This is a genomic window from Streptomyces sp. NBC_00390 (assembly GCF_036057275.1).
Lineage (GTDB): Bacteria > Actinomycetota > Actinomycetes > Streptomycetales > Streptomycetaceae > Streptomyces.
In genome coordinates this window covers 3,356,558-3,381,049 of the sequence record NZ_CP107945.1, presented here as the reverse complement: position 1 = coordinate 3,381,049, position 24,492 = coordinate 3,356,558, and the positions used below count along the sequence as shown (strand labels likewise).

At 71.3% G+C, this 24,492-nt stretch carries 18 protein-coding genes and 1 riboswitch; of the genes, 12 read left to right on the top strand and 6 right to left on the bottom strand.

The window, feature by feature from the left end:
* The first annotated feature begins 109 nt into the window (after positions 1–109).
* Positions 110–1,402, top strand: a complete 1,293-nt coding sequence (locus tag OHS70_RS14360; protein ID WP_328397434.1) for a PspC domain-containing protein — start codon at positions 110–112, stop codon at positions 1,400–1,402.
* The gene (locus OHS70_RS14355) at positions 1,399–2,100 is read left to right on the top strand and encodes a response regulator transcription factor (protein ID WP_328397432.1); all 702 of its coding nucleotides are present in this window, start codon (positions 1,399–1,401) and stop codon (positions 2,098–2,100) included. Before OHS70_RS14360 ends, OHS70_RS14355 begins: the two co-directional genes overlap by 4 nt.
* 91 nt (positions 2,101–2,191) lie before the next feature.
* Here OHS70_RS14355 and OHS70_RS14350 read toward each other — a convergent pair whose 3' ends face one another.
* The gene (locus OHS70_RS14350; RefSeq protein WP_328397430.1) at positions 2,192–3,253 is read right to left on the bottom strand and encodes a C40 family peptidase; all 1,062 of its coding nucleotides are present in this window, start codon (positions 3,251–3,253) and stop codon (positions 2,192–2,194) included.
* 331 nt (positions 3,254–3,584) lie between these two features.
* Between OHS70_RS14350 and OHS70_RS14345 the strand changes: the two genes are divergently transcribed.
* Positions 3,585–3,938 (top strand): hypothetical protein, encoded by a 354-nt coding sequence (locus OHS70_RS14345; RefSeq protein ID WP_328397428.1) that lies wholly within the window; start codon positions 3,585–3,587, stop codon positions 3,936–3,938.
* Between the two features lie 70 nt (positions 3,939–4,008).
* Here the strand turns inward: OHS70_RS14345 and OHS70_RS14340 are convergent, their stop codons facing one another.
* Entirely contained in the window at positions 4,009–5,187 is a 1,179-nt protein-coding gene (locus OHS70_RS14340) for a C40 family peptidase (RefSeq protein WP_328397427.1), read from the bottom strand.
* A 2-nt stretch (positions 5,188–5,189) separates the two neighbouring features.
* Positions 5,190–5,351, bottom strand: a riboswitch (cyclic di-AMP (ydaO/yuaA leader).
* A 328-nt stretch (positions 5,352–5,679) separates the two neighbouring features.
* Between OHS70_RS14340 and pcrA the strand changes: the two genes are divergently transcribed.
* Entirely contained in the window at positions 5,680–8,145 is a 2,466-nt protein-coding gene (pcrA, locus tag OHS70_RS14335) for a DNA helicase PcrA (protein WP_328397426.1), read from the top strand.
* Positions 8,146–8,253: 108 nt separating this feature from the next.
* Here the strand turns inward: pcrA and OHS70_RS14330 are convergent, their stop codons facing one another.
* Positions 8,254–9,870 (bottom strand): M23 family metallopeptidase, encoded by a 1,617-nt coding sequence (locus OHS70_RS14330; protein WP_328397424.1) that lies wholly within the window; start codon positions 9,868–9,870, stop codon positions 8,254–8,256.
* Between the two features lie 234 nt (positions 9,871–10,104).
* Positions 10,105–10,944, bottom strand: a complete 840-nt coding sequence (locus OHS70_RS14325) for an esterase/lipase family protein (RefSeq protein ID WP_328397415.1) — start codon at positions 10,942–10,944, stop codon at positions 10,105–10,107.
* 350 nt (positions 10,945–11,294) lie between these two features.
* Here OHS70_RS14325 and OHS70_RS14320 point away from each other — a divergent pair, with 350 nt between their 5' ends.
* Positions 11,295–11,708 carry a cobalamin B12-binding domain-containing protein gene (locus tag OHS70_RS14320; RefSeq protein WP_328397413.1) on the top strand — a complete coding sequence of 138 codons (414 nt, stop codon included), beginning with the start codon at positions 11,295–11,297 and terminating at the stop codon, positions 11,706–11,708.
* Between the two features lie 181 nt (positions 11,709–11,889).
* Here the strand turns inward: OHS70_RS14320 and OHS70_RS14315 are convergent, their stop codons facing one another.
* Positions 11,890–13,503: a DUF5691 domain-containing protein gene (locus tag OHS70_RS14315; protein WP_328397410.1), complete on the bottom strand. Its 1,614-nt coding sequence runs from the start codon at positions 13,501–13,503 to the stop codon at positions 11,890–11,892.
* 32 nt (positions 13,504–13,535) lie between these two features.
* Positions 13,536–14,927: an SWIM zinc finger family protein gene (locus tag OHS70_RS14310; protein ID WP_328397408.1), complete on the bottom strand. Its 1,392-nt coding sequence runs from the start codon at positions 14,925–14,927 to the stop codon at positions 13,536–13,538.
* Positions 14,928–15,055: 128 nt separating this feature from the next.
* On the opposite strand from OHS70_RS14310, the gene OHS70_RS14305 reads away from it, so the two are divergent.
* The 7 genes from OHS70_RS14305 (at position 15,056) to sucD (ending at position 24,451) form a co-directional block, all read left to right on the top strand.
* The gene (locus tag OHS70_RS14305) at positions 15,056–16,168 is read left to right on the top strand and encodes an ATP-binding protein (protein ID WP_328397406.1); all 1,113 of its coding nucleotides are present in this window, start codon (positions 15,056–15,058) and stop codon (positions 16,166–16,168) included.
* On the top strand, positions 16,165–18,825 hold the full coding sequence (locus OHS70_RS14300) for a DUF5682 family protein (RefSeq protein WP_328397404.1): 2,661 nt from the start codon (positions 16,165–16,167) through the stop codon (positions 18,823–18,825). The genes OHS70_RS14305 and OHS70_RS14300 overlap by 4 nt, the downstream gene beginning before the upstream one ends.
* A complete protein-coding gene (locus tag OHS70_RS14295) occupies positions 18,822–19,991 on the top strand; it encodes a VWA domain-containing protein (protein WP_328397402.1) in 1,170 nt (389 codons plus the stop codon). The genes OHS70_RS14300 and OHS70_RS14295 overlap by 4 nt, the downstream gene beginning before the upstream one ends.
* Before the next feature lie 105 nt (positions 19,992–20,096).
* On the top strand, positions 20,097–20,945 hold the full coding sequence (locus tag OHS70_RS14290) for a hypothetical protein (protein WP_328397400.1): 849 nt from the start codon (positions 20,097–20,099) through the stop codon (positions 20,943–20,945).
* Between the two features lie 107 nt (positions 20,946–21,052).
* Complete coding sequence (locus OHS70_RS14285) at positions 21,053–22,006, top strand: hypothetical protein (RefSeq protein ID WP_328397398.1); 954 nt, start codon at positions 21,053–21,055, stop codon at positions 22,004–22,006.
* A gap of 357 nt (positions 22,007–22,363) precedes the next feature.
* Positions 22,364–23,545, top strand: coding sequence for an ADP-forming succinate--CoA ligase subunit beta (sucC, locus tag OHS70_RS14280; protein ID WP_328397396.1), 1,182 nt, complete (start codon positions 22,364–22,366; stop codon positions 23,543–23,545).
* Positions 23,546–23,566: 21 nt separating this feature from the next.
* Positions 23,567–24,451 (top strand): succinate--CoA ligase subunit alpha, encoded by an 885-nt coding sequence (gene sucD / locus OHS70_RS14275; protein ID WP_328397394.1) that lies wholly within the window; start codon positions 23,567–23,569, stop codon positions 24,449–24,451.
* Positions 24,452–24,492 lie beyond the last annotated feature (41 nt).

Sequence of the window (24,492 nt, the reverse complement as noted above, 5' to 3'; positions counted from 1 at the left end):
GACCCTGGCCGATCCCTGATATCGGCCCCGGCAGTCAGGGGCGGTCTCGGGGGTGGTTTAAGGGACGACCCTGATACCGCGGCCTGTCCTTGCATGTGACGATCGGGGCATGCCAGTCGCCACGCCCCGACCCGCCGGCCCTTCCCGCGCCTCCGCGCCGGAGGAGCAGCCGCTGCGCAAGCTGTACCGCAGCGCGGACGGCCGGATGCTCGGCGGCGTCGCCCGCGGTCTGGCAGGGCATCTGGGCCTGCCTGTCGTCTGGGTGCGCCTGATATTCCTCGGCCTGTTCATGGCCGACGGCCTCGGCGCCCTGCTGTACGCGGTGTTCTGGATCGTCGTGCCGCTCGGGGTGGGCGGCCGCGCCGCCGAATCGCGCTCGGTCTTCGAGACCATGCCCGACGGCCGCCGCAGACTCCGCAAGCCCGACAAGGGACAGATGTTCGCCCTGGTCCTGCTGCTGATCGGCGCGGTGATCTTCGCGGGCAACGTCGACACCGGCGGCAGCGCCAACCGCTATCTGGGGCCGACACTGCTCATCGGTGCCGGTGTGGTGCTGGTGTGGCGGCAGGCGGACAACGCACGCCGCGCGCGCTGGACGGCGGTCGGCCGCCGGCGGCGGCTGCTTCAGCTGGTCAGGGCGCTCGCCGGTGTCGCTCTGGTCGGCATGGGCCTCACGGTCTTCATGGTGGTGCGCGGCTCCGCGGCCCAGCTGGGCAACGTACTGACCGCGTCGATCGCCGTGATCGCCGGTGTCGCCCTGCTCGCCGGACCCTGGCTGGTGCGGATGACCCAGGACCTCTCCGAGGAGCGGACCATGCGCATCCGGGCCCAGGAGCGTGCCGAGGTCGCGGCCCATGTCCATGACTCCGTCCTGCACACCCTCACCCTGATCCAGCGGAACGCGGACGACCCGGGCGAGGTGCGCCGCCTCGCCCGCGCCCAGGAGCGCGAGCTGCGCAACTGGCTGTACAACCCCGAGGGCACCGGCAAGGACGAGGACGAGGAGCCCGGCACCCTCGCCGACGCGGTCAAGAAGGCCGCCGCCGAGGTCGAGGACAAGCACGGCGTGCCACTGGAGGTCGTGGTCGTCGGTGACTGCCCGCTCGACGACAAACTGGGGGCACAGATGCAGGCCGCACGCGAGGCGATGGTGAATGCCGCCAAGTACGGTGGCGAGGGAGGCGCGGTACAGGTCTACGCGGAGGTCGAGGGCCGTACGGTGTTCGTGTCCGTCCGGGACAGGGGGCCGGGATTTGACCTGGATGCGGTGCCCGAGGACCGTATGGGCGTCAGAGAATCGATCATCGGCCGGATGCAGCGCAACGGCGGGACGGCGCGGCTGCGTTCCGTGCCGGGCGGGGGCACGGAAGTGGAGCTCGAGATGGAGAGGGCGGACCAATGACCGAGGCTGCTGAAGCCGGGGCCGGCGAGGGCGTCGCACGTCGAGTGCGGGTCGTGCTCGTCGATGATCACCGGATGTTCCGCACGGGGGTGCAGGCCGAGATCGGCAGGACCGAGACCACCGGCGTCGAGGTTGTCGGCGAGGCCGCCGACGTGGACCAGGCGGTCACTGTGATCACCGCGACCCGTCCCGAGGTCGTCCTGCTGGACGTGCATCTGCCGGGCGGTGGCGGGGTGGAGGTGCTGCGCCGCTGCGCCTCGCTGATGGCGGCGGCGGAGAGCCCGGTGCGTTTCCTCGCGCTGTCCGTGTCGGACGCCGCCGAGGATGTCATCGGGGTGATCCGGGGCGGGGCCCGGGGCTATGTCACCAAGACCATCACCGGCACGGACCTCGTCGACTCGATCTTCCGGGTGCAGGAGGGGGACGCGGTCTTCTCGCCGCGGCTCGCGGGCTTCGTGCTCGACGCGTTCGCCTCCACGGACGCGCCGCCGGTGGACGAGGACCTGGACCGGCTGACCCAGCGAGAGCGCGAGGTGCTGCGGCTGATCGCGCGGGGCTATGCGTACAAGGAGATCGCGAAGCAGCTGTTCATCTCGGTCAAGACGGTCGAGTCGCATGTCTCCGCGGTGCTGCGCAAACTCCAGCTGTCGAACAGGCATGAGCTGACGCGATGGGCGACTGCCCGACGGCTGGTGTGATCGTCGGCGGCCATCGGGGCGGCCGGTGAGCCGGCCGCGCTGCGCCGGGGCACGCCGGTCGTCCGGGATGCCCGGACACACGCAGCGGATGTCAGGAGACCCGTGTGGCGCCCGCGAAGGGCATTTCGTCGATCGGCGCGACACGGACCGGTGCCCCGGGGCGCGGGGCGTGGATCATCTGGCCGCCGCCGATGTACAGGCCGACATGTGAAATCCCCGAGTAGAAGAACACCAGGTCACCCGGGGCAAGTTGAGAACGCGCGACGCGCCGGCCGGCGTTGATCTGGGTGTACGTGGTGCGGGGCAATGACACCCCGGCCGAGCGCCACGCGGCCTGGACGAGTCCGGAGCAGTCGAAGGCGTTCGGGCCGGTCGCGCCCCAGACGTAGGGCTTGCCGAGGGCTCCGTAGGCGAACGCGATGGCCTGTGCGGCACGGCTGTTGGGGGCCTGGAGGCCTGCCCGGGGCGCCGCCGAGCGGTCCGCACGGGTGGCAGTGCTGCCGGGCCCCGCAACCGGTCCGCCGGACTCGTAGGCGGCGCGCTGCTCCTCGGTGAGGTCGGCCAGCAGCCGCTCGGCGGCCGCGAGCTTGGCCCGGACGGTCGACTTGTGCTCGGCCAGCTCGCGCCGGCGGGCCTCGAGCTGGTCCATCCGCTCGCCCGCCTGCGCCCTGAGCCGGGCGAGCTCCATCAGCTCGCGCTGGACGCCGGCGACAGCGGTCGCCTGTCGAGCCCCTGTCCGCTCGGCCAGGGCCGCCCGTTCCAGGTAGTCGTCGGGGTCCGAGGTGAGCGCGAGCTGCAGCCCGGGATCGAGGCTGCCCGAGCGGTACTGGGCGGTCGCGAAGGAACCGACGGCGTTGCGGGAGGCGTTGAGCCGCTCGGTCCTGCGGGCGGCCTCGTCGCGCAGCCTGCCGAGCGACCTGCGGGCGCTCGCGGTCTCCTCCCGGGCCCCGTTGTACTTCTCGGTGGCCGCCTCGGCCTCCTGGTAGAGCCTGTCGATCCGGGCCTTGATCTGTGCGGGGGTGAGCCGGGGTTCGGCGTGCCCGGTCCCTTCGAAGGCGGTGGTCGTCGCGGCGCCGGCGAGCGCGAGAGTGGCGGCCGTACGAGCGGCCTGGCCGCCGAACGGATGCTGCCTGGGTTTCCGGTGCGCTGCCACGGGGGGCGTCCACGTCCTTCCGTTCCCTGCGGGTCCGGCGGCGCGCCGCACAGGGGAAGCGGCCCGCCGCCGGACATCTCGGCGGTGGCGGCCGAACCGTCCGGCTGCTCAACGGCGTTGGGGAGTCGGCCACCTGACGAAGGACGCTAAACCTGGCGGTCACGGGGCCGCGGCCCAAGGACCGAAAGTGAACGAAGGTGGACAGCTCGGACCGCTTTCTGTCTGCGGGCCCCTCGCCCGGGCCCACATTCCCGCGCCGGCCTGACCGATGCTCCGGATGAGGCTCCCCTTACCGGAGGTCAGTGGTACAGGCAGGGCTAGGCTCCGCCTCATGGACGTACTCATCAATGTCTTCGTCGCCCTGCACATCATCGGCATCGCCTCCTTGCTGGGCGGCTTCCTGACCCAGATGAAGGCGATGGGCGCGGGCACGGCACGCTTCACCCCGGCGATGCTGCACGGTGCCCTGACGATGCTGATCACGGGCGTGGCGCTGGTGGGCCTGAACCAGGCGGACGACCAGCCGGTGAACAACCTCAAGATCGGCATCAAGCTCGCGGTCCTGGTGGTGATCCTGGCGCTGGTCTACGTCAAGCGCGACGAGGAGAAGGTCGACAAGGCGGTGTTCGGCGCGGTCGGCGGCCTGACCGTGGCGAACATCTTCATCGCGACCCTGTGGACGTGAGACGTCCTCAAGGACAGCGCAGCGCCCGGGCGGCTCGGCCACCCGGGCGCTGTTTTGCGCTTCGCCCCGGTCAGGCCGGGCGGACGCTGCCGTAGATCGGCATGTAGTAGATGGACTCCTCGCGGACGTTTGCGCCCGGCTTGGGGGCGTGGATCATCTTGCCGCCGCCGATGTAGATGCCGACGTGGCTGATGTCGTCGTAGAAGAAGACCAGGTCTCCGGGGACCAGGTCGCCCGTCGCGACCCGCTGGCCGACCTTCACCTGGTCCCAGGTGGTACGCGGCAGCTCGACGCCGGCGGCCTTCCATGCCGCCTGGGTCAGGCCCGAGCAGTCGTAGGAGCTGGGGCCGGTCGCGCCCCAGACGTACGGCTTGCCGATCTGGGCGCGGGCGAAGGCGAGCACCTTGTCGGCCTTGGCGGCATAGCCGCTGTCGGGCGACGTGCCGGTGCCGGTGCCGGTGCCGGTGCCCGTACCCGTCCCCGGGCTCGTGTCGTTCTGCTGTTCCTGCTGCCGGCGCTCGGCCTCCGCCTGGGCTCGGGCCTCCGCCTCCGCCTTGGCCTTCGCCTCAGCCTTGCGGCGCGCCTCCTCCTCCTTCTGGCGCTCGATCTCCGCGAGCCGGGCCTTCTCCTGCGCCGTCAGCTTCGACAGCAGTTCGCGCGCCTCGGCGAGCTTGGTCTGCACGGTCCGCTTGCTCTCGCGCAGCGCCTGCTGCGACTCGGTGAGGGACTCGAGGCTCTTCGTCGCCTCGGACCGCTGCTCGGCGGCGGCGGCCCGCTCGGTCTCGTACTCGCTGATCGTCTCGCGCTGCTGGTCCGTCATCCGGTCCATCAGCTGACTCTGGTCGAAGTACGCCTGGGGGCTGTCGGCGAACAGCAGGGCGGCGGTCGGGGTGACCGCGCCCGTGCGGTACTGCGCCGCGGCGTAGTTGCCCAGCGCCCGGCGGGACTCGTTCAGCTTCTCGGTGCGCTGGGCCGCCTCGTCGAGCAGCTTGCCGACTTCGCGGCGCTTCCCCTCCGTGGCCTCCTTGGCCTTGTTGTACCTCTGCGTCTCGGTGCCGGCCTGCCGGTACAGGTCGTCGACCTTCTTCTGCACCTCCTCGATGGAGGGCTTCGGCTCGGCGGGCGCGGCGCCTGCGCTCTGCGAGGACAGCAGGGTGACACCGGCGAGGGCGGCCGTGGTGAACCCGACGGCGGTCGAGGGTTTCGCCGTACGGCTGCGGGGCTTGCGATGCGACGCCAAGGCCGACATCTCCTTCTTCCGTGTACCGCCTACCGGGTTAGCTGTCGGGTTCGGGCGAACGGAAGATGCCCTACGGACCAGTTCGAGCCAGGTCCGATTCACCCCGGTTGTGCATAGTGGGTCCCCGGTTCCGAACTTCCTTGCGGAAAGCCCGGATTCGGCGCAGACCGCCCGATGTGACGTGGGTCGCCAGGGGGGTACGGACCGTCTGGACGAGCACGCTAGCCAACTCGTGCGGCTGCTGGGAAGGTTGATGTTCGATTTGTCCGATACATTTTCGTGACCTTGCCTCAGGCGTGGGTGAGGGGTACCAGGGGTAACCGGAACTCCGCCGTGTCCGGAGCCGGCCCTGGCCTACAGGTCAGCGCGCTGCGCGCGGGCGCGGACACCGGGCCGGGAGCAGGTCCCGCGCCCGCCGGCGTACCACTTCACGCTCCCGGGAGTGCGGGGTTTCGGGCGGCGTCCACGTCTGTCGGCGGGGCGGCCTAGACTCGTAGAGCGATGAGCAGCCTCTTTGACGACAGCTTCCTGGCAGACCTCCAGCCCCACGCGGAGGAGCACCCGCCGCCCCCAGAGGAGTCGGCTCCGGAGCAGGTTCCGGACGATCTCTTCGAGGGTGCTTTCGACGTGCCCCCGGCCAGGGACGGGTACTACCGCGACGGAGCTCCGCGCCCCGTCCTGGACCCGGCAGCCCTCCTCGAAGGGCTGAACGAACAGCAGCGCGCCGCCGTCGCGCACACCGGGTCACCGCTGCTCATCGTCGCCGGAGCGGGATCCGGCAAGACCCGGGTGCTCACCCACCGGATCGCCCACTTGCTGGCGACCCGCCATGTGCACCCCGGCCAGATACTGGCGATCACCTTCACCAACAAGGCCGCCGGTGAGATGAAGGAGCGTGTCGAGCAGCTCGTCGGGCCGCGGGCGAACGCGATGTGGGTCTCCACGTTCCACAGCGCATGCGTCCGTATCCTGCGCCGCGAGTCCAAGAAGCTGGGTTTCACCTCGTCGTTCTCGATCTACGACGCGGCCGATTCGAAGCGGCTGATGGCTCTCGTCTGCCGGGACCTGGACCTCGACCCGAAGAAGTTTCCGCCGAAGTCCTTCAGCGCCCAGATCTCGAACCTGAAGAACGAGCTGATCGACGAGGAGACCTTCGCGGACCGCGCGGCTGGGGGTACCTCCCAGGCCGGAGGCTCGGGGGGAGGTTTCGAGAAGACGCTGGCCGAGGCGTACCGCATGTACCAGTCGCGGTTGCGCGAGGCCAACGCCCTCGACTTCGACGACATCATCATGACCACCGTCCACCTGCTGCAGGCGTTCCCGGACGTCGCCGAGCACTACCGGCGACGGTTCCGGCACGTCCTGGTGGACGAGTACCAGGACACCAACCACGCTCAGTACACACTCGTGCGCGAGCTGGTGGGTACGGGATACGAGGACCTGGGGCCTGCCGAGCTGTGCGTCGTCGGTGACGCCGACCAGTCGATCTACGCCTTCCGTGGCGCCACCATCCGCAACATCCTCCAGTTCGAGGAGGACTACCCGGAGGCGACCACGATCCTGCTGGAGCAGAACTACCGCTCCACCCAGACGATCCTCTCGGCCGCCAACGCGGTCATCGAGCGCAACGAGAGCCGCCGTCCGAAGAACCTGTGGACCAACGCCGGGGCCGGCGCGCAGATCACCGGCTATGTCGCGGACACCGAGCACGACGAGGCCCAGTTCGTCGCCGACGAGATCGACCGGCTGACCGACAACGCGGAGGCGAAGGCCGGCGACGTCGCCGTCTTCTACCGGACGAACGCCCAGTCCCGTGTCTTCGAGGAGATCTTCATCCGCGTCGGACTGCCGTACAAGGTCGTCGGCGGAGTGCGCTTCTACGAGCGCAAGGAGGTCAGGGACGTACTCGCGTATCTGCGCGTCCTGGCCAACCCGGAGGACAACGTCCCGCTGCGCCGCATCCTCAACGTGCCCAAGCGCGGCATCGGCGAGCGCGCCGAGGCGATGATCGACGCGCTGGCGCTGCGCGAGAAGATCACCTTCCCGCAGGCCCTGCGGCGCGTGGACGAGGCGTACGGCATGGCGGCCCGTTCCGCCAACGCCGTCAAACGGTTCAACGTGCTGATGGAGGAACTGCGTACGGTCGTCGAGTCCGGCGCAGGGCCCGCCACCGTCCTCGAGGCCGTACTGGAGCGCACCGGCTATCTCGCCGAGCTGCAGGCATCGACCGACCCCCAGGACGAGACCCGGATCGAGAACCTCCAGGAACTGGCCGCCGTGGCTCTCGAGTTCGAGCAGGCGCGCGGCGAGGAGGAGGGCACCGGCACCCTCGCCGAGTTCCTGGAGCAGGTGGCACTCGTCGCCGACTCCGACCAGATCCCGGACGAGGACGAGGAAGGCACGGGGGTCATCACGCTGATGACGCTGCACACCGCCAAGGGCCTCGAGTTCCCCGTCGTGTTCCTCACCGGCATGGAGGACGGCGTTTTCCCGCACATGCGGTCGCTGGGCCAGACGAAGGAGCTGGAGGAGGAGCGCCGGCTGGCGTACGTCGGCATCACGCGAGCCCGCGAGCGCCTGTACCTGACGCGTTCGACCATGCGGAGCGCCTGGGGCCAGCCCTCGTACAACCCGCCGTCACGCTTCCTCGAGGAGATCCCCGGCCGGCACCTGGACTGGAAGCGCACAGGGCCGATGGCCGCACCCGCCGGGCCCACGTCGGGCATCGCGTCGTCGCTCTCGTCCGCTCGCTCGCGCGGGGGTGCCTCCGGTTTCGCCACGCGGCGCACGACCGACAAGCCGGTGATCGCGCTGTCGGTGGGCGACCGCGTCACGCACGACCAGTTCGGTCTGGGGACCGTCGTAGCGGTGATGGGGTCGGGTGCCGACGCACAGGCGACGATCGACTTCGGGGACACCAAGCCGAAGCGGCTCCTGCTGCGGTACGCGCCGGTCGATAAGCTCTGAACCGAGAGGGCCGGGGCTGTCCTCCGGGGCAGCTCCGCCGGATTTCGGGGACGGCTCGTCGGGACGGGTTTTTGCAGGCCCGGATTCGATTACGTCGGGTTCAGGCCGTTACGACGGGTTCAGGCCGTGCGAACGCAGCCACTGCAGCGGGTCTATCGCCGAGCCGCCGCCCGGGCGAACCTCGAAGTGCAGGTGCGGGCCGGTGGAGTTGCCCGAATTGCCCGAATAGGCGATCACGTCACCGGCTTTGACCGTGCCGGAGCGGATCTTGGTGGTGCTGAGGTGGCAGTACCAGGTCTCGGTGCCGTCGGCGGCGGTCACGATCGCCATGTTGCCGTAGGCGCTGTTCCACTGGGTGCGCACGGTGCCGTCGGTGGCGGCCATGACCTCGGTGCCGTACTGGACGGGGAAGTCGATACCGGTGTGCACTGACATCCAGTTGACGCCGGACTGGCCGTAGTACGCGCTGAGGCCGTCCTGCTTGACCGGAACGACGAACTTGGGGCGCAGGGCCTCGCGCCGTGCCGCCTCCTCCGCGCGCTTCTGCTTCTCCGCCGCCTGGCGCGCCTTGAGATCGAGGCGTTCCTGGGTGCGCGAGGCACGGTCACCGAAGTCGCGGGCATCGGCGCTGAGTGCGGCGAGCTGCGTGTCCATCTTGCTGTTGGCGGCGATCTGCTTGACGGACGACGGGTCGGCGGCCGCCAGGTTGGCGGTGCTGTCGTCCTTGGTGTCGCCGCCGATGTCGCTGACCGATGCGGCGGCGATTCCGGCGACGCCCATCACGCAGGCGGAAGGCACGGCAACGGTCAGCAGGGCGGAGCGCTTGGCGGGCGTACGGCGGCGGCCGCGGCTGCCGCCGGAGCGGCGGACCGGGCGGGGCGTGACGGACGCCGAGGGAACGGCGGCGGCCACGGTCCGGGTGGGGGCGTCGTGTTCGTCTTCGACGTCGAGCTCGTTCTCCGGCTCGGCGGCGGACTCTTCTGCGGTCTCGGCAGCGGCTTCGTACGCGTACTCGTGGTCTTCGTACGCGTACTCGTGGTCGTAGTCGTACGAGGCTGCCGGGTCGGTGTCCGTTTCCTGGTCCGTGTCGCCCTGGAGGTCGGCGTCCGTTCGGAAGTCGGTGTCCGTGAAGTCGCTGCTCTCGAACTCCGTGCCCTCGGGCTCCGTGCCCTGGAACTCGGCCGCGGTGTCGTAACCCGCCTCGTAACCGCTGTCGTAGCCGGTCTCCTGGCCTGCCGTCTCGTACCCGGCGGCCTCGTAGCCGGTCGTGTCATAGCCCCCGGCCGGGACGAACTCGTGCTCCGGCGTGAACTGTTGGGGTACAAACGCGTCCGTCGTGCCGGTGGCCCCGGCGGAGTTCCAGGCGGTGGCGTCGTAGGCGCCGGTGTCGTAGCCCGGTGAGGCCCAGTGGCCGGTCGCGTCATAGGCGAACGTGGCCGCGGCCGTCTCGTACTGGCCGGTGTGCGCGCCCTGGTTCCAGGCGCCGGCGTCCCACTGGCCGGTGGTGTCGTACTGCTGGTCGTACTGCGGCTGTTGGGCCTGCTGCGGCGACGCGTAGGCGTCGTAACCCGTGGACTGGTGCGATCCGGCGTCCCACTGGGTCGAGTCGTACTGGCTGCTGTGGCCCGCTTCGTAACTGCCCGGAAGGGCGCCGAAGAGCGGGTCGGAGTCGAAGCTGCCGGCGGCGTAGCCGTTGTATCCGGCGTGGGCGTGCTGGTCGTTCACCAACTTCTCTCTCGCCTCGGCAGCAGGACCAGTGTCCGGAACCACCGCAAGGCGGGGCTCCAGGGGAAAGCAGTGGCGCGACTGTACCCGGCGGTACGCGACGGCGACAATCTTCAGCGGGAACCAGGCAAGCAGGAAACGGGCATTCGGCCGCCTTTCGGCGGGGTGTGGGCAGAGCTTTGGCCCTACGTTCGAGAAATGTTCGATGTCTCGACGCCCGCTCCGAGGAGTGGATCAGGCGACGGAGACTGCGCCCGAGTCGCCCGTGGCCGACTCCTCGGCATCGAGGGTCTGGCGGATGCGGGCCGCGACGGCAGGGTGCACCGGCAGCGCGAGATGCCCGATTCCGCTGACCCGCACGTTCTCCACGATGAGATCCGGGTGGTCGATGCAGGCCGTCTCGATCGGGGCCATGATCTGGTCGAGATCGCTCCAGAAGCACACGAAGCGCGTGCGGCAGCCCGGGGCGGGACTGCGCAGCTCCTCGATCACCGGGGAATCGGGCCGCATCTGCCGCACGACCGGGTGCGCGCCGGCGAGGGGCGCCACGGTGGTGCCGGAGTGCGGGGTACCGAGAGTGACGAGCGTGCGGACGCGCTGGTCACCACCGAGGCGCTGGACGTAGTACCGCGCTATGAGGCCGCCGAGGCTGTGCCCGACGATGTCGACCTCGTGGTGCCCCGTGCGGATGCAGATCTCTTCTATGTGGCGGCCCAGCAGCTCGGCCGCGGTGCGGACGTCGCGGGTGAGGGGGGAGTAATTGAGGCACTCGACGTGGCGTCGGCCGGGGCCGACGAGGGAGCGGCGCAGCAGGACGAAGACGGAGCGGTTGTCGATGAAGCCGTGGAGGAGGACGACCGGAACCGCCGTGGCCGTGCCCAGGACCCGTGCGGCGTCGGGCCCGGGATCCGCCGCGAGCCTCCCCTTCCGGCGCACGGGGCGCTCGGGGGTGAGCCCGGAGGGGTAGAGGAGCAGATGCGCGGCAAGAATGGCCAGCTCAAGGGCGGTGGCGCGCAACAGTGCGGCCGAGACGCGAAGGTTGAAGCACGGAACGTTGAAGGGCAGAACCTTCATGGCCGACCTCCTGAACGGCACGCGGGAGACGGCTCCGTCCCCCGTGTGCCCTCATGGGGTGCTTGCGAGGTCGACGGCGGTGCCGTACCACCGTGCCGTGCGGCTGTCGGCACGGTGGTACGGCGACCTGGAGTGGACCTGTGGCGGCTCCCCTTTGCGCCGTGCCTGCGGGCGTGTGGGACGCCTGGTGCCGATACGGCGCGCTATGAAAATGTCCCAGGTGTGATTTCCCCCTCGCCGACCACCGCGAAACGGCCGGTTGCGGGATGCTGGACTTCTGGCGATAACGTTCGTTCACTCTCCGCGTCTGCCCGTGGCGGCGCAGTCGGTGTGTGGGTATGGAGGCAGTGATGGGTGTGACCGGTCCGATCCGCGTGGTGGTGGCCAAGCCGGGTCTTGACGGCCACGATCGCGGCGCCAAGGTGATCGCGCGTGCGCTGCGTGACGCCGGCATGGAAGTCATCTACACGGGGCTTCACCAGACCCCCGAGCAGATCGTGGACACCGCGATCCAGGAGGACGCCGACGCGATCGGCCTCTCGATCCTCTCCGGAGCGCACAACACGCTGTTCGCCAAGGTCATCGAGCTCCTCAAGGAGCGCGACGCCCAGGACATCAAGGTCTTCGGCGGCGGCATCATCCCCGAGGCGGACATCGCGCCGCTGAAGGAGATCGGCGTGGCGGAGATCTTCACGCCGGGGGCCACGACGGTGTCGATCGTCGACTGGGTCAACGCGAACGTCCGCGAAGCCGCTGACGCGTAGCCCTCGAGGGCGCGACAGCGGGGTGGCCCGACCCGGCCTGCCCGGTCCGTGTGCAGGGCGCCCCCGGGGCACGCGTCACCCGGGGGCGGACCGGTCCGTTTGCGTCCGTCCTTGGGGCTGCGCCCCGGGCCTGCCTGGTCCGTCCGGGTGACGTGGGCCGCTCCGGGGGCCCGGAGATTCCTCAGCCGGCCCCGTTCAGCTCCACGTGCATCGTCGCGCGGAGCGTCAGCGTCGAGACCAGGCGCTGGAATGCCTCCGACCAGTAGCCTCCGGCACCGGGCGAGGCGTCCTCCTGTTCGTCCGGGGTGGCCGTCAGGACTTCCAGGCGGCGGGCCTCGGCCGGGTCCAGGCACCGCTCCGCCAGGCCCATCACCCCGCTGAAGCTCCACGGATAGCTGCCCGCGTCGCGCGCGATGTCGAGCGCGTCGACCACCGAGCGGCCCAGCGGCTCTGCCCACGGCACCGCGCAGACGCCGAGGAGCTGGAACGCTTCCGACAGCCCGTGGGCCGCGATGAACCGCGCGACCCAGTCCGCCCGCTCGTCCGCCGGCAGTGTCGCGAGCAGCTTGGACCGTTCGGCCAGTGACGTCGTGCCGGGACCGGTCGCAGGCGGGGTCGCGGGTGGGCCGAGCAGGGCGCGGGACCAGGCCGCGTCACCCTGCCGCACCGCCGCCCGGCACCACGCCGCATGCAGCTCGTCGCCCCAGTCGTCGGCCACCGGCAGTGCGACGATCTGCTCCGCCGTGCGCCCCCCGAGCCGGCCGGGCCAGACGGACAGCGGGGCGGACTCCACCAACTGGCCCAGCCACCAGGAGCGTTCGCCCCGGCCCGAAGGCGGTGTCGCCACCACACCGTCACGCTGCATGTCCGCATCGCATTCGTGCGGGGCCTCCACCGTGATCACCGCGCCCGCGTCGTCCCCGCGGTCCAGGGAGACACAGGACGCCGCCCGCGCCGCCATCCGCCCGGCGAACGCCGAGCCCGGCAGGGCGGAGAGCAGCTCGGCCGCCGTCGCCCGGACGTTTCGGCTGCGGTCGGACAGGGCCTGTTCCAGGAAGGTCTCGTCCGCGTCGGACAGCCCCGTGCGGAGCGAGTCGAGGAACATGAGCCGGTCCTCCGCCCGCTCCGTGGCCCAGGTCGAGCCGAGCAGCGACAGCGCGCTGTGCGCGTCATGGGCCCGCAGGGCGGCCAGCAGGGCGACCCGCTCGGCGAACAGTCCCTCCTCCCACAGCCGTCCCACTGCCTCCGCGTCGTCCCGGTCGGGCAGTGCGGAGCCGGCCGATCCGCCGCGCAGGGCGAACTTCCATTCCGGGTTGAGCCGGGCGAGCCACAGCCCGCGCGCCCCGGCGAAGGCGAGGGCCTGCGGCCGCAGATCGGTACGTGCCCGGGCCGCGTCGAGCAGCGCCGGCAGGACGGAAGGCGGCGCCTGGAAGCCGCGTTCGTTGGCGGCGGCCAGCCACTGGGGGAGCAGCTCGGTCAGATCCGGAGCGGTACCCCGGCGGCCGCCGCCCGACGGCGCGGACCGGTCGGCGAGCAGCTGGGCGAGCCGCCGCCGGGCCGGCGCGGGCAGTGCAGGGCGACCGTCGTGCGGTGCGGGTTCCGGCCGGGCGGCGGCAGCCGCGGGCTGCAGACCTGCCCGTCGCCGTACGGTGTGCAGCGCGGCGGCGTCGAGCAGGCCGACCGGAGCGTCCTTGCCCGGGGGCGTCAGAGCGGCCGGCGGGGTGCGGCGGTCGGTGCCGAGAAGCGCCGCAGTGACGAGCTCCTCCCACGGTGATGCGCCGGTGGTGGCGGTCATGATGCCTCCTTCACTGGTCATGAGCCTTGTCGTCAGATGAGCGGGACCGTCTCCGAGCCGTCCTCCGGCCAGGCCGTGAGCGGCGCGAAGCCCTGGTGACCGAACTCGCCGAAGACCGTGACCGGACGGCCGCCGGAGAGCGCCACGAGCTTCCACAGCCCAGGACGGGAGAGGGCCGCAGCTGTGACGGGGAGCGCGGACTTCCCGTCCGCGTCCGCCAGTTGCCACCCGTCGCCGTCCGGGACGGGTACGACGCCGTGCAGCGTCACCGGCCAGGAGTCCAGCCAGGGGTCGTCCCGCAGGGCCTGCCCGTACACCTCGACGGCCGACACCGCCGGTCCGCCCGGCGGGGGCGCACCGAGGGGCGCCGGTCCGCCGAACTGCGTGCCCAGGTCCGCCCGCAACTGCCCCGCGCCCCCGTACGGCACGACCTCCGCGTCGATCGTCAGTCCCACCGGCAGCGCCTGTTGCGGTGAGCGGCCCGCCACCCCGAAGGACAGCAGCAGCACGGTGCGGCCGGTCTCCCGCCCGTACAGCCAGATCCGGCGGGTGGTGAGCTTGCCGTCCGACGTGTCGTACTGGGCCAGGATCAGCCAGTCGTCACGGACGGGCGGTCCGGCGGCCGGCGCGGTGAGCCCCACGCGGGTCCGCACCGTCGCAGCCAGCGCTTCGGGCAGCCGCCGGCGGCCCAGCCAGGCCGAGTTCAGCAGATGGATCAGCGCGCACTCCTCCAGCAGGCGCACCGGCCAGCCCGGGCCGGAGCCGGGTATCGCGCCCAACTCGCGGACCCGGCCCGCCAGCCCGGGCGCCTGCGCGTCGACCATGCGGGCCGCGGTCTCCTCCCAGAGCCCGTATCCGGACTGCTCGGCCGCGGCAAGTCCCCCGCGCAGCAGATCGGACAGCCGCTGCTCCAGCTCGGTGGCGCCCGCCGTGATCCGGCTCGCCCGCTGCTCGGCGCGGCGCCGGGCGGCGTCGGGATCCGCGTTCTTGGCAGGCGTCCCTGTCCCCGCACCGTTCTGTTGCCTGGCCTCATCGCGCTTTCTGCGCCCTGCCAGCCACTCCTCGGCCCAGTCCGGGACGTCGGAGTCCTGCACGGTCCGCACGGCCTGCGCGTCCGCCGCCCACAGCAGCAGCAGTCCCAGCGCGTGCTTGCACGGGAACTTCCGGCTCGGGCAACTGCATTTGTACGCGGGGCCCTTGGTGTCCACCACCGTCTGATAGGGCTTGCTGCCGCTGCCCTTGCACAGGCCCCACACGGCACCCGAGCCGGTGGTGCCCGCGCCGGACCACGGTCCGGCCGTGCCGAGTTTGTTTCCCGCTTTGCGTGATGCGTCGTCAGGAGCCAGTGCCAGCACCTGTTCCGACGTCCAGCGCAGCCCCTGCTCCGTGGGGTGCGGGGGCTCTTCCCCGTGTGATCGCAGCATGGGAACGACGCTAAGGCCCTGCACTGACAACGGTTCTGACCTGCTGTGATGTGATCGCCGAGGTCGATTGTCAGTGGCATGGTGCACCGTGGATCACACATCGGGTCGAACGATCTGGAGGGGGATCCATGACCGTGTCCGAAATCGGCGCAGCGACCGGAACCGAAGTCCTGCGACCGCACGCCGAGGACGCTTTCGCCGATGAGCTGAAGGCGCTCGCCGCGGTCGACGACCGCCCGTGTCCGGTGAACTGGCGGATGTCGCCGTGGGCGGTCGCGACCTATCTGCTCGGCGGCACGCTGTCCGACGGGACGGTGATCACACCCAAGTACGTGGGGCCGCGCCGGATCGTCGAGGTCGCCGTCACCACCCTCGCCACCGACCGGGCGCTGCTGCTGCTCGGCGTGCCCGGCACTGCCAAGACATGGGTGTCCGAGCATCTCGCCGCCGCTGTCAGCGGCGACTCGACCCTGCTGGTGCAGGGCACGGCGGGCACGCCCGAGGAGGCGATCCGCTACGGCTGGAACTATGCGCAGCTGCTGGCGCACGGACCCAGCCGTGACGCGCTCGTGCCGAGTCCGGTCATGCGCGCCATGTCCGAAGGCATGACCGCACGTGTCGAGGAGCTCACACGCATCCCCGCCGACGTGCAGGACACGCTGATCACGATCCTGTCCGAGAAGACGCTGCCCGTGCCGGAGTTGGGGCAGGAGGTGCAGGCGGTCCGCGGGTTCAATCTCATCGCCACGGCCAACGACCGCGACCGCGGGGTCAACGACCTGTCCAGCGCGCTGCGCCGCCGGTTCAACACGGTCGTGCTCCCGCTGCCCGCGACCCCGGACGCCGAGGTCGACATCGTGTCACGGCGCGTCGACCAGATAGGACGATCGCTCGATCTGCCTGCCGCGCCGGAGGGACTGGAGGAGATCCGCCGGGTGGTCACGGTCTTCCGGGAGTTGAGGGACGGCGTGTCCACCGACGGCCGTACCAAGATCAAGCCTCCTTCCGGGACGCTGTCGACGGCCGAGGCCATCTCCGTCGTCACCAACGGGCTGGCGCTGGCAGCGCACTTCGGTGACGGGATACTGCGCCCGGGTGACGTGGCGGCCGGCATCCTCGGCGCCGTCGTGCGGGACCCGGCGGCCGACCGCGTCATCTGGCAGGAGTACCTGGAGACGGTGGTGCGCGAGCGGGACGGCTGGAAGGCCTTCTACCGGGCCTGCCGCGAGGTGAGCGTATGACAGGGCCGCTGCTGCTCGGCGTCCGCCACCACGGGCCGGGCTCCGCCCGGGCGGTACGGGCCGCGCTGGACGCGGCCTCGCCCGCGGCCGTGCTGGTCGAGGGGCCGCCCGAGGGGGACGGGCTGCTCGCGCTCGCGGCCGACGAGCAGATGCGCCCGCCGGTCGCGCTGCTCGCGCATGCCGTGGACGATCCGGGCCGGGCGGCGTTCTGGCCGCTGGCGGAGTTCTCGCCGGAATGGGTCGCGATCCGCTGGGCGCTGGCGCACGAGGTTCCCGTTCGGTTCATCGACCTGCCCGCAGCGCACTCGCTCGCGCTCGCCGCGCACGAGGAAGCCCGGCGCGCGGCCCCGCCGCCCGACCGGCCGGAGGGGTCGGAGGGGCCTGACGGGACATCGGCCGGGCAGCCCGGTGCCGACCCCGGCAGCGTGGGTCCGGGCGCACCCGCGCCGGACGAGGCGGGCAGCGACGGGCTGCACATCGACCCGATCGCCGTGCTCGCCGGGGCCGCGGGGTACGACGACCCGGAGCGCTGGTGGGAGGACGTCGTCGAGCATCGGGGCACCGGGTCCCGGACCGCGCCCGCGGCCGGGACGGCGGTGACGCCTCTCCCGGCAGCCGGGAGAGGTACCCCGGCAGACGTCACGGATCCCTTCGCGCCGTTCGCCGCGCTCGGCGAGGCGATGACGGCACTGCGGGAGGGGTACGGCCACGGCGGTCGCGACCGGGATCTCGTTCGGGAGGCCCATATGCGCCTCCAACTGAGGGCGGCCCGCAAGGAGTTCGGGGACGGTGTGGCAGTCGTCTGCGGCGCCTGGCATGTGCCCGCGCTCGAGGAGAGGACCACCGTCGCCGCCGACCGCGCACTCCTCAAAGGGCTGCCGAAAGTCAGGACGGAGATGACCTGGGTGCCCTGGACGCACCGCCGGCTCGCCCGGCTCGGGTCACCCTCCGGGCGAGGCTACGGCGCGGGCATCGACTCGCCCGGCTGGTACGGGCACCTGTTCGGCGCGCCCGACCGGCCCGTCGAGCGGTGGATGACCAAGGTCGCGGGCCTGCTGCGCGACGAGGACCGGATGGTGTCGTCCGCCCATGTCATCGAGGCGGTCCGGCTCGCCGAGACACTCGCCGTCATGCGAGGGCGGCCGCTCGCCGGACTGGGCGAGACCATCGACGCCGTACGGGCCGTCATGTGCGACGGTTCCGATGTGCCGCTCGATCTCGTCCGCGACCGGCTCGTCATCGGTGATGTGCTCGGTGAAGTGCCGGACACCGCGCCCGCCGTACCCCTTCAGCGCGATCTGACCCGGCTGCAGCGCAGTCTGCGGCTCAAGCCCGAGGCCCTGGAGCGCGAGCTGGACCTGGATCTGCGCAAGGAGACGGACGCGGCCAAGAGCCGGCTGCTGCACCGGCTGCGTCTGCTCGGCGTCGGCTGGGGGGAGCCCGTCGCGGGACGGGGAAGCACGGGCACGTTCCGGGAGAGCTGGCGGCTGCGCTGGGAGCCCGAGCTGTCCGTCCAGATCGCCGAGGCCGGAGTCTGGGGCACCACCGTGCTCTCCGCCGCCACGGCGAAGGCCGAGTCGCTGGCCCTCACGGCCACCGCGCTCGGCGAGGTCACCGCACTCGCCGAGCACTGCCTGCTGGCCGGCCTGCCCGACGCGCTGCCCGTGGTGATGAAGGCGCTGGCCGACCGCGCCGCGCTGGACGCCGACGTGGGCCATCTCGCTCAGGCCCTGCCCGCCCTTGCCCGCTCCTTGCGGTACGGCGATGTGCGCGCCACCGACACGGCCGCGCTCGGAGAGGTCGCCGCCGGGATCGCCGAGCGGATCTGTGTCGGACTGCCGCCCGCCTGCACCGCGCTCGACGCGGACGGCGCGGCGGAGATGCGCGGCCACATCGACGGCGTTCACCACGCGATCGGACTGCTGCCCGGGACCGGCGAGCTGGGCGAGCGCTGGAGCTCGGTGCTGCGCAGGCTCGCCGACCGCGACACCGTCCCCGGCGTGATACGCGGCCGCGCGGCACGGCTGCTGCTGGACGACGGGCGGCTCGAGGAGGACGAGGCCGCACGGCTGATGGCCCTCGCGCTCTCGCCGGGCACGGAGCCCGCCGATGCGGCGGCATGGATCGAGGGGTTCGTCGGGGGCGCCTCGGGGGGCGGTCTGCTCCTGGTCCACGACGAACGGCTCCTCGGGCTCGTCGACGCCTGGCTCGCAGGCGTGCCCACGAACGCCTTCACCGATGTACTGCCGCTGCTGCGCCGCACGTTCTCCGCCTACGAACCGGGCGTGCGCCGCACCCTCGGGGAGCTCGTCGCACGTGGACCCGCGGCGACGGCCGGTCCTGCGCTGGACCGGTCCGCGATGCCGGGCTTCGGGCCCGGCCTGGACGAGGCGCGGGCGGACGCCATGCTGCCCGTGCTGCATCTGCTGCTCGGCATACACGAGTCGGCAGCGGGCGTGCGTGCCGGAAGCGAGACGGCCGGAAACGAGCGGGCCGGGCACGACCAGGAAGGCAACAACCTGCCCGGCGACGACCAGGCAGGCGAGTCCCTTGCTGCCACGGACCGCACCGGCACGGACCTCGCAGGCCAGGACCCGGCCGGCAGCGACCTCGACCAACCGATCCATGACAACGACCCGGCGGGGGTGGCCCGATGACACCGACCGAGCACGACGAGCGGCTGCGGCGCTGGCGGCTCGTGCTGGGCGGCGAGTCCGGAGCCGACGGCACGGGCTGCACCCTGGCCGGCCCGGACGCGGCGATGGACGACGCCCTGACCTCCCTCTACGGGACCCGACCCGGCTCCGCGGACCGTGGCGGCAGCCGCTCCGCAGGCCTCGGGGCGTCCGCGCCCTCCGTCGCGCGCTGGCTCGGCGACATCCGGACGTACTTCCCCAGTTCCGTCGTCCAGGTCATGCAGCGCGACGCGATCGACCGGCTCGGTCTGTCCACCCTCCTGCTGGAGCCGGAGATGCTGGAGGCCGTCGAGGCGGACGTCCATCTCGTCGGCACACTGCTCTCGCTCAACAAGGCGATGCCGGAGACGACCAAGGAGACGGCCAGGGCCGTGGTCCGCAAGGTCGTCGAGGAGCTGGAGAAGAAGCTGGCCACCCGCACCCGGTCCACGCTGACGGGCGCGCTCGACCGCTCGGCGAAGATCAACCGCCCGCGCCACCGGGACATCGACTGGGACCGGACGATCCGGGCCAACCTGAAGAACTATCTGCCGGAGCACCGCACCGTCGTGCCCGAGCGGCTCATCGGTTACGGACGCGCCTCCCAGTCCGTCAAGAAGGACGTGGTGCTCTGCATCGACCAGTCCGGATCGATGGCCGCATCCGTCGTCTATGCCTCCGTGTTCGGCGCGGTCCTCGCCTCGATGCGCTCCATCGCCACCCGCCTCGTCGTCTTCGACACTGCCGTCGTCGACCTCACCGACCAGCTCGACGATCCGGTCGACGTGCTGTTCGGCACCCAGCTGGGCGGCGGTACCGACATCAACAGGGCGCTCGCATACTGCCAGTCGCAGATCACCCGCCCCGCCGACACCGTCGTCGTCCTCATCAGCGACCTCTACGAAGGCGGTATCCGGGACGAAATGCTCAAGCGGGTCGCGGCGATGAAGGCCTCGGGTGTGCAGTTCGTCGCACTGCTGGCGCTCTCCGACGAAGGAACGCCCGCGTACGACCGTGAGCACGCGGCGGCCCTCGCGGCGCTCGGTGCCCCGGCGTTCGCCTGTACGCCCGATCTCTTCCCGGATGTCATGGCGGCCGCCATCGAGAAGCGGCCCCTGCCCATACCGGACATGGTGACCCATCAGTAACGCAGGACTTGCGTGCCCCCCGGAGGCTCGTGCGAGCATCGTGCCCGATCCCCGCGGAAGGCCGGCGTCCGCCGGCCGGGGCCGTCCGGGAAGGCATCCTCCACCATGACCGTCGCAGCTGCTCGTCCAGCAGCCGTCCTGTGCGCACTGCGCCGGGCGGTCGCCGGGTCGCGCGCGCTGCACGTGATGCTCTTCCTCGGTGGGCTGCTGACGATCGGTTTCCTCTTCGCCGGCCAGGCGGAGGCTGCCGAGTCCCCTGCACCGCACGTCCGGGCGCAGGCCGCAGTGGCCGCTGCGGAGGCGGAGACGTGGGCAGCGGGAGCCGGTGCGGACATCGCAGACTCCGCTCCGGTACGCGAACTGCGCGAGGTGGCCGCGGACCCCGCCACCTCGCTGGGCGAGGTGGCCCGGCCCGTCACGGCTGCCGCACGCGACATCGCCGCGCCCCTGGGCGAGGTGCTGCCTGGGCCGCAACCGCCCGGCGGTGACGTCCCGGGCCTCCCCGTCGACCCGCCCTCCGCGGGCGCCGACGCCACAAACCCGGGTGACGGCCCGGCACCGGCGACAGGCACCGTCGCCGGTTCGGCCGCTCCGTCGCGCGCCGACGCCTCCTCCGACGACAGCAGGGCGGCGGCACGCAGCGCTGCCGTGGCAGCCACGTACGTTCCCGATGCCTCCACCGCTGCCGGTCGCCACGACGGCGCGGCGCGCGGACCGCAGCCGGGTGAGGTCCGTCCGGACCCTACGCACGCACCTGAGCCGTTCGCTCCCTGCAACTCCCGGCAGGGCACCGTCCCGCACTCCGGCGAGTCCCACACCTTCCGTATGGGAGACCACCAGGCGGCCACGTTGTCGTACGGGTCGCCGGGTGTGTTCGCCGGCGACCCCCGCTGGGTGGCCGCCGAGCCGCCGACCCGCGACAGGCCGCGCGACATTCTCGAATTCCCCGGCTAGGGCAGCCCTTTCCCCGCCTTGACCTGCCACGCGGGGGTGGGACAGGTCTGCCCGCCACACCGGATATCTCCGGACAGCCGAGACAATTCGAAGGATCTGACGCAAGCATGCACAAGAACATCCGCCGTTCCATAGCCGTCGCCGCCACCGCCACCGGTATGTGGGCCCTCGGGACCGCCGCGGCCAGCGCCGACGAGCTGCCCGTCTCCGTGCCGCTCGCCACGCCCGACCAGGCCGCCGACGTGATCGACGACGTCACGGCCGGTGCCGAGGACGTCAGCACGCAGGTCGCGGACACCGCGGCCGGGGTGCGGGGCCAGATTCCCGACGACCCGCGCCTGGAGGACATCCAGCTCCCGTCCGTCGCCGACGCGCAGCTCCCGTCCGTCGCCGACGCGCAGCTCCCCTCCGCCGCGGACGTCCAGGTCCCGGTCGTCGAGGACACGCAGCAGGACGCCCGCGAGGAGATCGACTACCTCTTCGGACCGCTCTCCGCGTTCGCGCCGGAGCTGCAGCAGGCCCCGGGCTCGGCCGGCGCAGAGGCCCAGCGCCTCGTCGCCGCCTCGGGCCCGATCGCCGACGAGACCGGCCAGGCCGTTCTGCCGCCCGTCGTGGCCACCGCCGTCTCCGGTGTCGTGCCGGTCGCCGGCCAGGCGGTCGGTGACGTCGGTGTCCTCGCGCAGGACGTCGTCTCCGAGGTGACCCCCTTCGCCGGTGGTGTGGTGTCTGAGGTGCAGCCGTTCGCCGGTGGTGTGGTCTCCGAGGTGCAGCCGTTCGCCGGCGGGGTCGTCGGCGCGGTGTACCCGTTGGTCGAGACCGTCGTCGATCACGTCCAGCCGGTCACGTACGGCGTCGGCACCAGCGCCACCGGTCTCGTCCAGGGTGTGAGCGCCGATGTGCAGCCCTTCGCGGGCGGTGTCGTCTCCGAGGTGCAGCCGTTCGCCCAGGGGGTCACCGGGGGCGTCACGGGTGACGCCGCCCCGCTCACCGGCAACGCCGTCACGGGCGCGCAGGGCGTGGTGTCCGATGTGACCCCCAGCTACATGCCCTACGGCATCTGAGCACGTACAGTCAGCATCTGAGCAGTCTCCGGGTGACGCCCTCCAGGCGCTGACCGGTCACTGACCAGGCATTACTCCGGCGCGGTCGGCCGTGCCGGAGGTGTGAGGGGCGGCCTTCGAACCCCAGGAGGCCGCCTCTCCTCGCGCATGATCAGGTCGCGGTCTGTGACTGTAATCACCGCTCAGGTGTGACCTGTGATTTAGGGACCCGTGTGCTGCGGGGATAACCTGCCAGGCGGACATGCCGCGCCCACGGACACCGTGTGTGCCTCCCTTGTGACAGTGCCGTCACGTTGCCCTCAGCGGCACGCCCACGCAGACAACGAACCGCGATCAGTAGAAAAGGGACGGACGCGCGTGGACCTGTTCGAGTACCAGGCGAGGGACCTCTTCGCCAAGCACGGTGTACCGGTGCTGGCCGGTGAAGTCATCGACACGCCTGAGGCGGCGCGCGAGGCGACCGAGCGTCTGGGCGGCCGTTCGGTCGTCAAGGCCCAGGTCAAGGTCGGCGGCCGTGGCAAGGCCGGCGGCGTGAAGCTGGCCGCCACCCCGGACGAGGCCGTCGCTCGTGCGGCGGACATCCTCGGCATGGACATCAAGGGCCACACGGTCCACAAGGTGATGATCGCGGAGACCGCTCCGGAGATCGCCGAGGAGTACTACGTCTCGTACCTCCTCGACCGCACCAACCGCACCTTCCTCGCCATGGCGTCCGTCCAGGGCGGCGTGGAGATCGAGGTCGTCGCGGAGGAGAACCCCGAGGCCCTCGCGAAGGTCCCGGTCGACGCCAACGAGGGCGTCAGCAAGGAGAAGGCCGCCGAGATCGTCGCCCAGGCGAAGTTCCCGGCCGAGGTCGCCGACCAGGTCGCCGACATCCTCGTCACCCTGTGGAAGACCTTCATCGAGGAGGACGCGCTCCTCGTCGAGGTCAACCCGCTGGCCAAGGTCGCCGACGGCCGCGTCATCGCGCTCGACGGCAAGGTGTCCCTCGACGAGAACGCCGACTTCCGTCAGCCCGAGCACGCGGCTCTCGAGGACAAGGCCGCGGCCAACCCGCTCGAGGCCGCCGCCAAGGCCAAGAACCTCAACTACGTCAAGCTCGACGGCGAGGTCGGCATCATCGGCAACGGCGCGGGTCTGGTCATGTCGACCCTCGACGTCGTCGCCTACGCTGGTGAGAACCACGGTGGCGTCAAGCCGGCCAACTTCCTCGACATCGGTGGCGGCGCCTCCGCACAGGTGATGGCGAACGGCCTGGAGATCATCCTCGGCGACCCGGACGTCAAGTCCGTCTTCGTCAACGTCTTCGGTGGCATCACCGCATGCGACGAGGTCGCCAACGGCATCGTCCAGGCTCTGGCCCTGCTCGCCGACAAGGGCGAAGAGGTCACCAAGCCGCTGGTCGTCCGCCTCGACGGCAACAACGCGGAGCTGGGTCGCAGGATCCTCTCCGACGCCAACCACCCGCTCGTGCAGCGCGTGGACACCATGGACGGCGCGGCCGACAAGGCCGCCGAGCTCGCCGCTGCTGCGAAGTAAGGGAAGAGGGACTGTAGAACCATGGCTATCTTCCTCAACAAGGACAGCAAGGTCATCGTCCAGGGCATGACCGGCGCCACCGGCATGAAGCACACCAAGCTCATGCTGGCCGACGGCACCAACATCGTCGGCGGCGTGAACCCGCGCAAGGCCGGAACGTCCGTCGACTTCGACGGCACCGAGGTACCGGTCTTCGGCTCCGTCGCCGAGGCGATGGAGAAGACGGGCGCCAACGTCTCCGTCCTCTTCGTGCCGCCGGCCTTCGCCAAGGCCGCCGTCGTCGAGGCGATCGACGCCGAGATCCCGCTGGCCGTCGTGATCACCGAGGGCATCGCGGTCCACGACTCCGCCGCCTTCTGGGCGTACGCGACGTCCAAGGGCAACAAGACCCGGATCATCGGCCCGAACTGCCCCGGTCTGATCACCCCCGGTCAGTCCAACGCCGGCATCATCCCGGGCGACATCACCAAGCCCGGCCGCATCGGTCTCGTGTCCAAGTCCGGCACGCTGACCTACCAGATGATGTACGAGCTCCGTGACATCGGCTTCTCCTCCGCCGTCGGTATCGGTGGCGACCCGGTCATCGGCACCACGCACATCGACGCCCTGGCGGCCTTCGAGGCCGACCCGGACACCGACCTGATCGTCATGATCGGTGAGATCGGCGGCGACGCCGAGGAGCGTGCGGCCGACTTCATCAAGGCCAATGTCACCAAGCCGGTCGTCGGCTACGTCGCGGGCTTCACCGCGCCCGAGGGCAAGACCATGGGCCACGCCGGCGCCATCGTCTCCGGCTCCTCCGGCACCGCCCAGGCGAAGAAGGAGGCCCTCGAGGCCGCCGGTGTCAAGGTCGGCAAGACGCCGACCGAGACGGCCAAGCTGGCGCGCGCCATTCTCGGCAGCTGACCAAGCCTCGGCGGCCGGGCTTCTCGGCTGCTTCTGCACGG

Coding starts and splice junctions, on each gene's coding strand:
- OHS70_RS14360 (WP_328397434.1), top strand. CDS start 110: ATGCCAGTCGCCACGCCCCGACCCGCCGGCCCTTCCCGCGCCTCCGCG.
- OHS70_RS14355 (WP_328397432.1), top strand. CDS start 1,399: ATGACCGAGGCTGCTGAAGCCGGGGCCGGCGAGGGCGTCGCACGTCGA.
- OHS70_RS14345 (WP_328397428.1), top strand. CDS start 3,585: ATGGACGTACTCATCAATGTCTTCGTCGCCCTGCACATCATCGGCATC.
- OHS70_RS14340 (WP_328397427.1), bottom strand. CDS start 5,187: ATGTCGGCCTTGGCGTCGCATCGCAAGCCCCGCAGCCGTACGGCGAAA.
- pcrA (WP_328397426.1), top strand. CDS start 5,680: ATGAGCAGCCTCTTTGACGACAGCTTCCTGGCAGACCTCCAGCCCCAC.
- OHS70_RS14325 (WP_328397415.1), bottom strand. CDS start 10,944: ATGAAGGTTCTGCCCTTCAACGTTCCGTGCTTCAACCTTCGCGTCTCG.
- OHS70_RS14320 (WP_328397413.1), top strand. CDS start 11,295: ATGGGTGTGACCGGTCCGATCCGCGTGGTGGTGGCCAAGCCGGGTCTT.
- OHS70_RS14315 (WP_328397410.1), bottom strand. CDS start 13,503: ATGACCGCCACCACCGGCGCATCACCGTGGGAGGAGCTCGTCACTGCG.
- OHS70_RS14310 (WP_328397408.1), bottom strand. CDS start 14,927: ATGCTGCGATCACACGGGGAAGAGCCCCCGCACCCCACGGAGCAGGGG.
- OHS70_RS14305 (WP_328397406.1), top strand. CDS start 15,056: ATGACCGTGTCCGAAATCGGCGCAGCGACCGGAACCGAAGTCCTGCGA.
- OHS70_RS14300 (WP_328397404.1), top strand. CDS start 16,165: ATGACAGGGCCGCTGCTGCTCGGCGTCCGCCACCACGGGCCGGGCTCC.
- OHS70_RS14295 (WP_328397402.1), top strand. CDS start 18,822: ATGACACCGACCGAGCACGACGAGCGGCTGCGGCGCTGGCGGCTCGTG.
- OHS70_RS14290 (WP_328397400.1), top strand. CDS start 20,097: ATGACCGTCGCAGCTGCTCGTCCAGCAGCCGTCCTGTGCGCACTGCGC.
- OHS70_RS14285 (WP_328397398.1), top strand. CDS start 21,053: ATGCACAAGAACATCCGCCGTTCCATAGCCGTCGCCGCCACCGCCACC.
- sucD (WP_328397394.1), top strand. CDS start 23,567: ATGGCTATCTTCCTCAACAAGGACAGCAAGGTCATCGTCCAGGGCATG.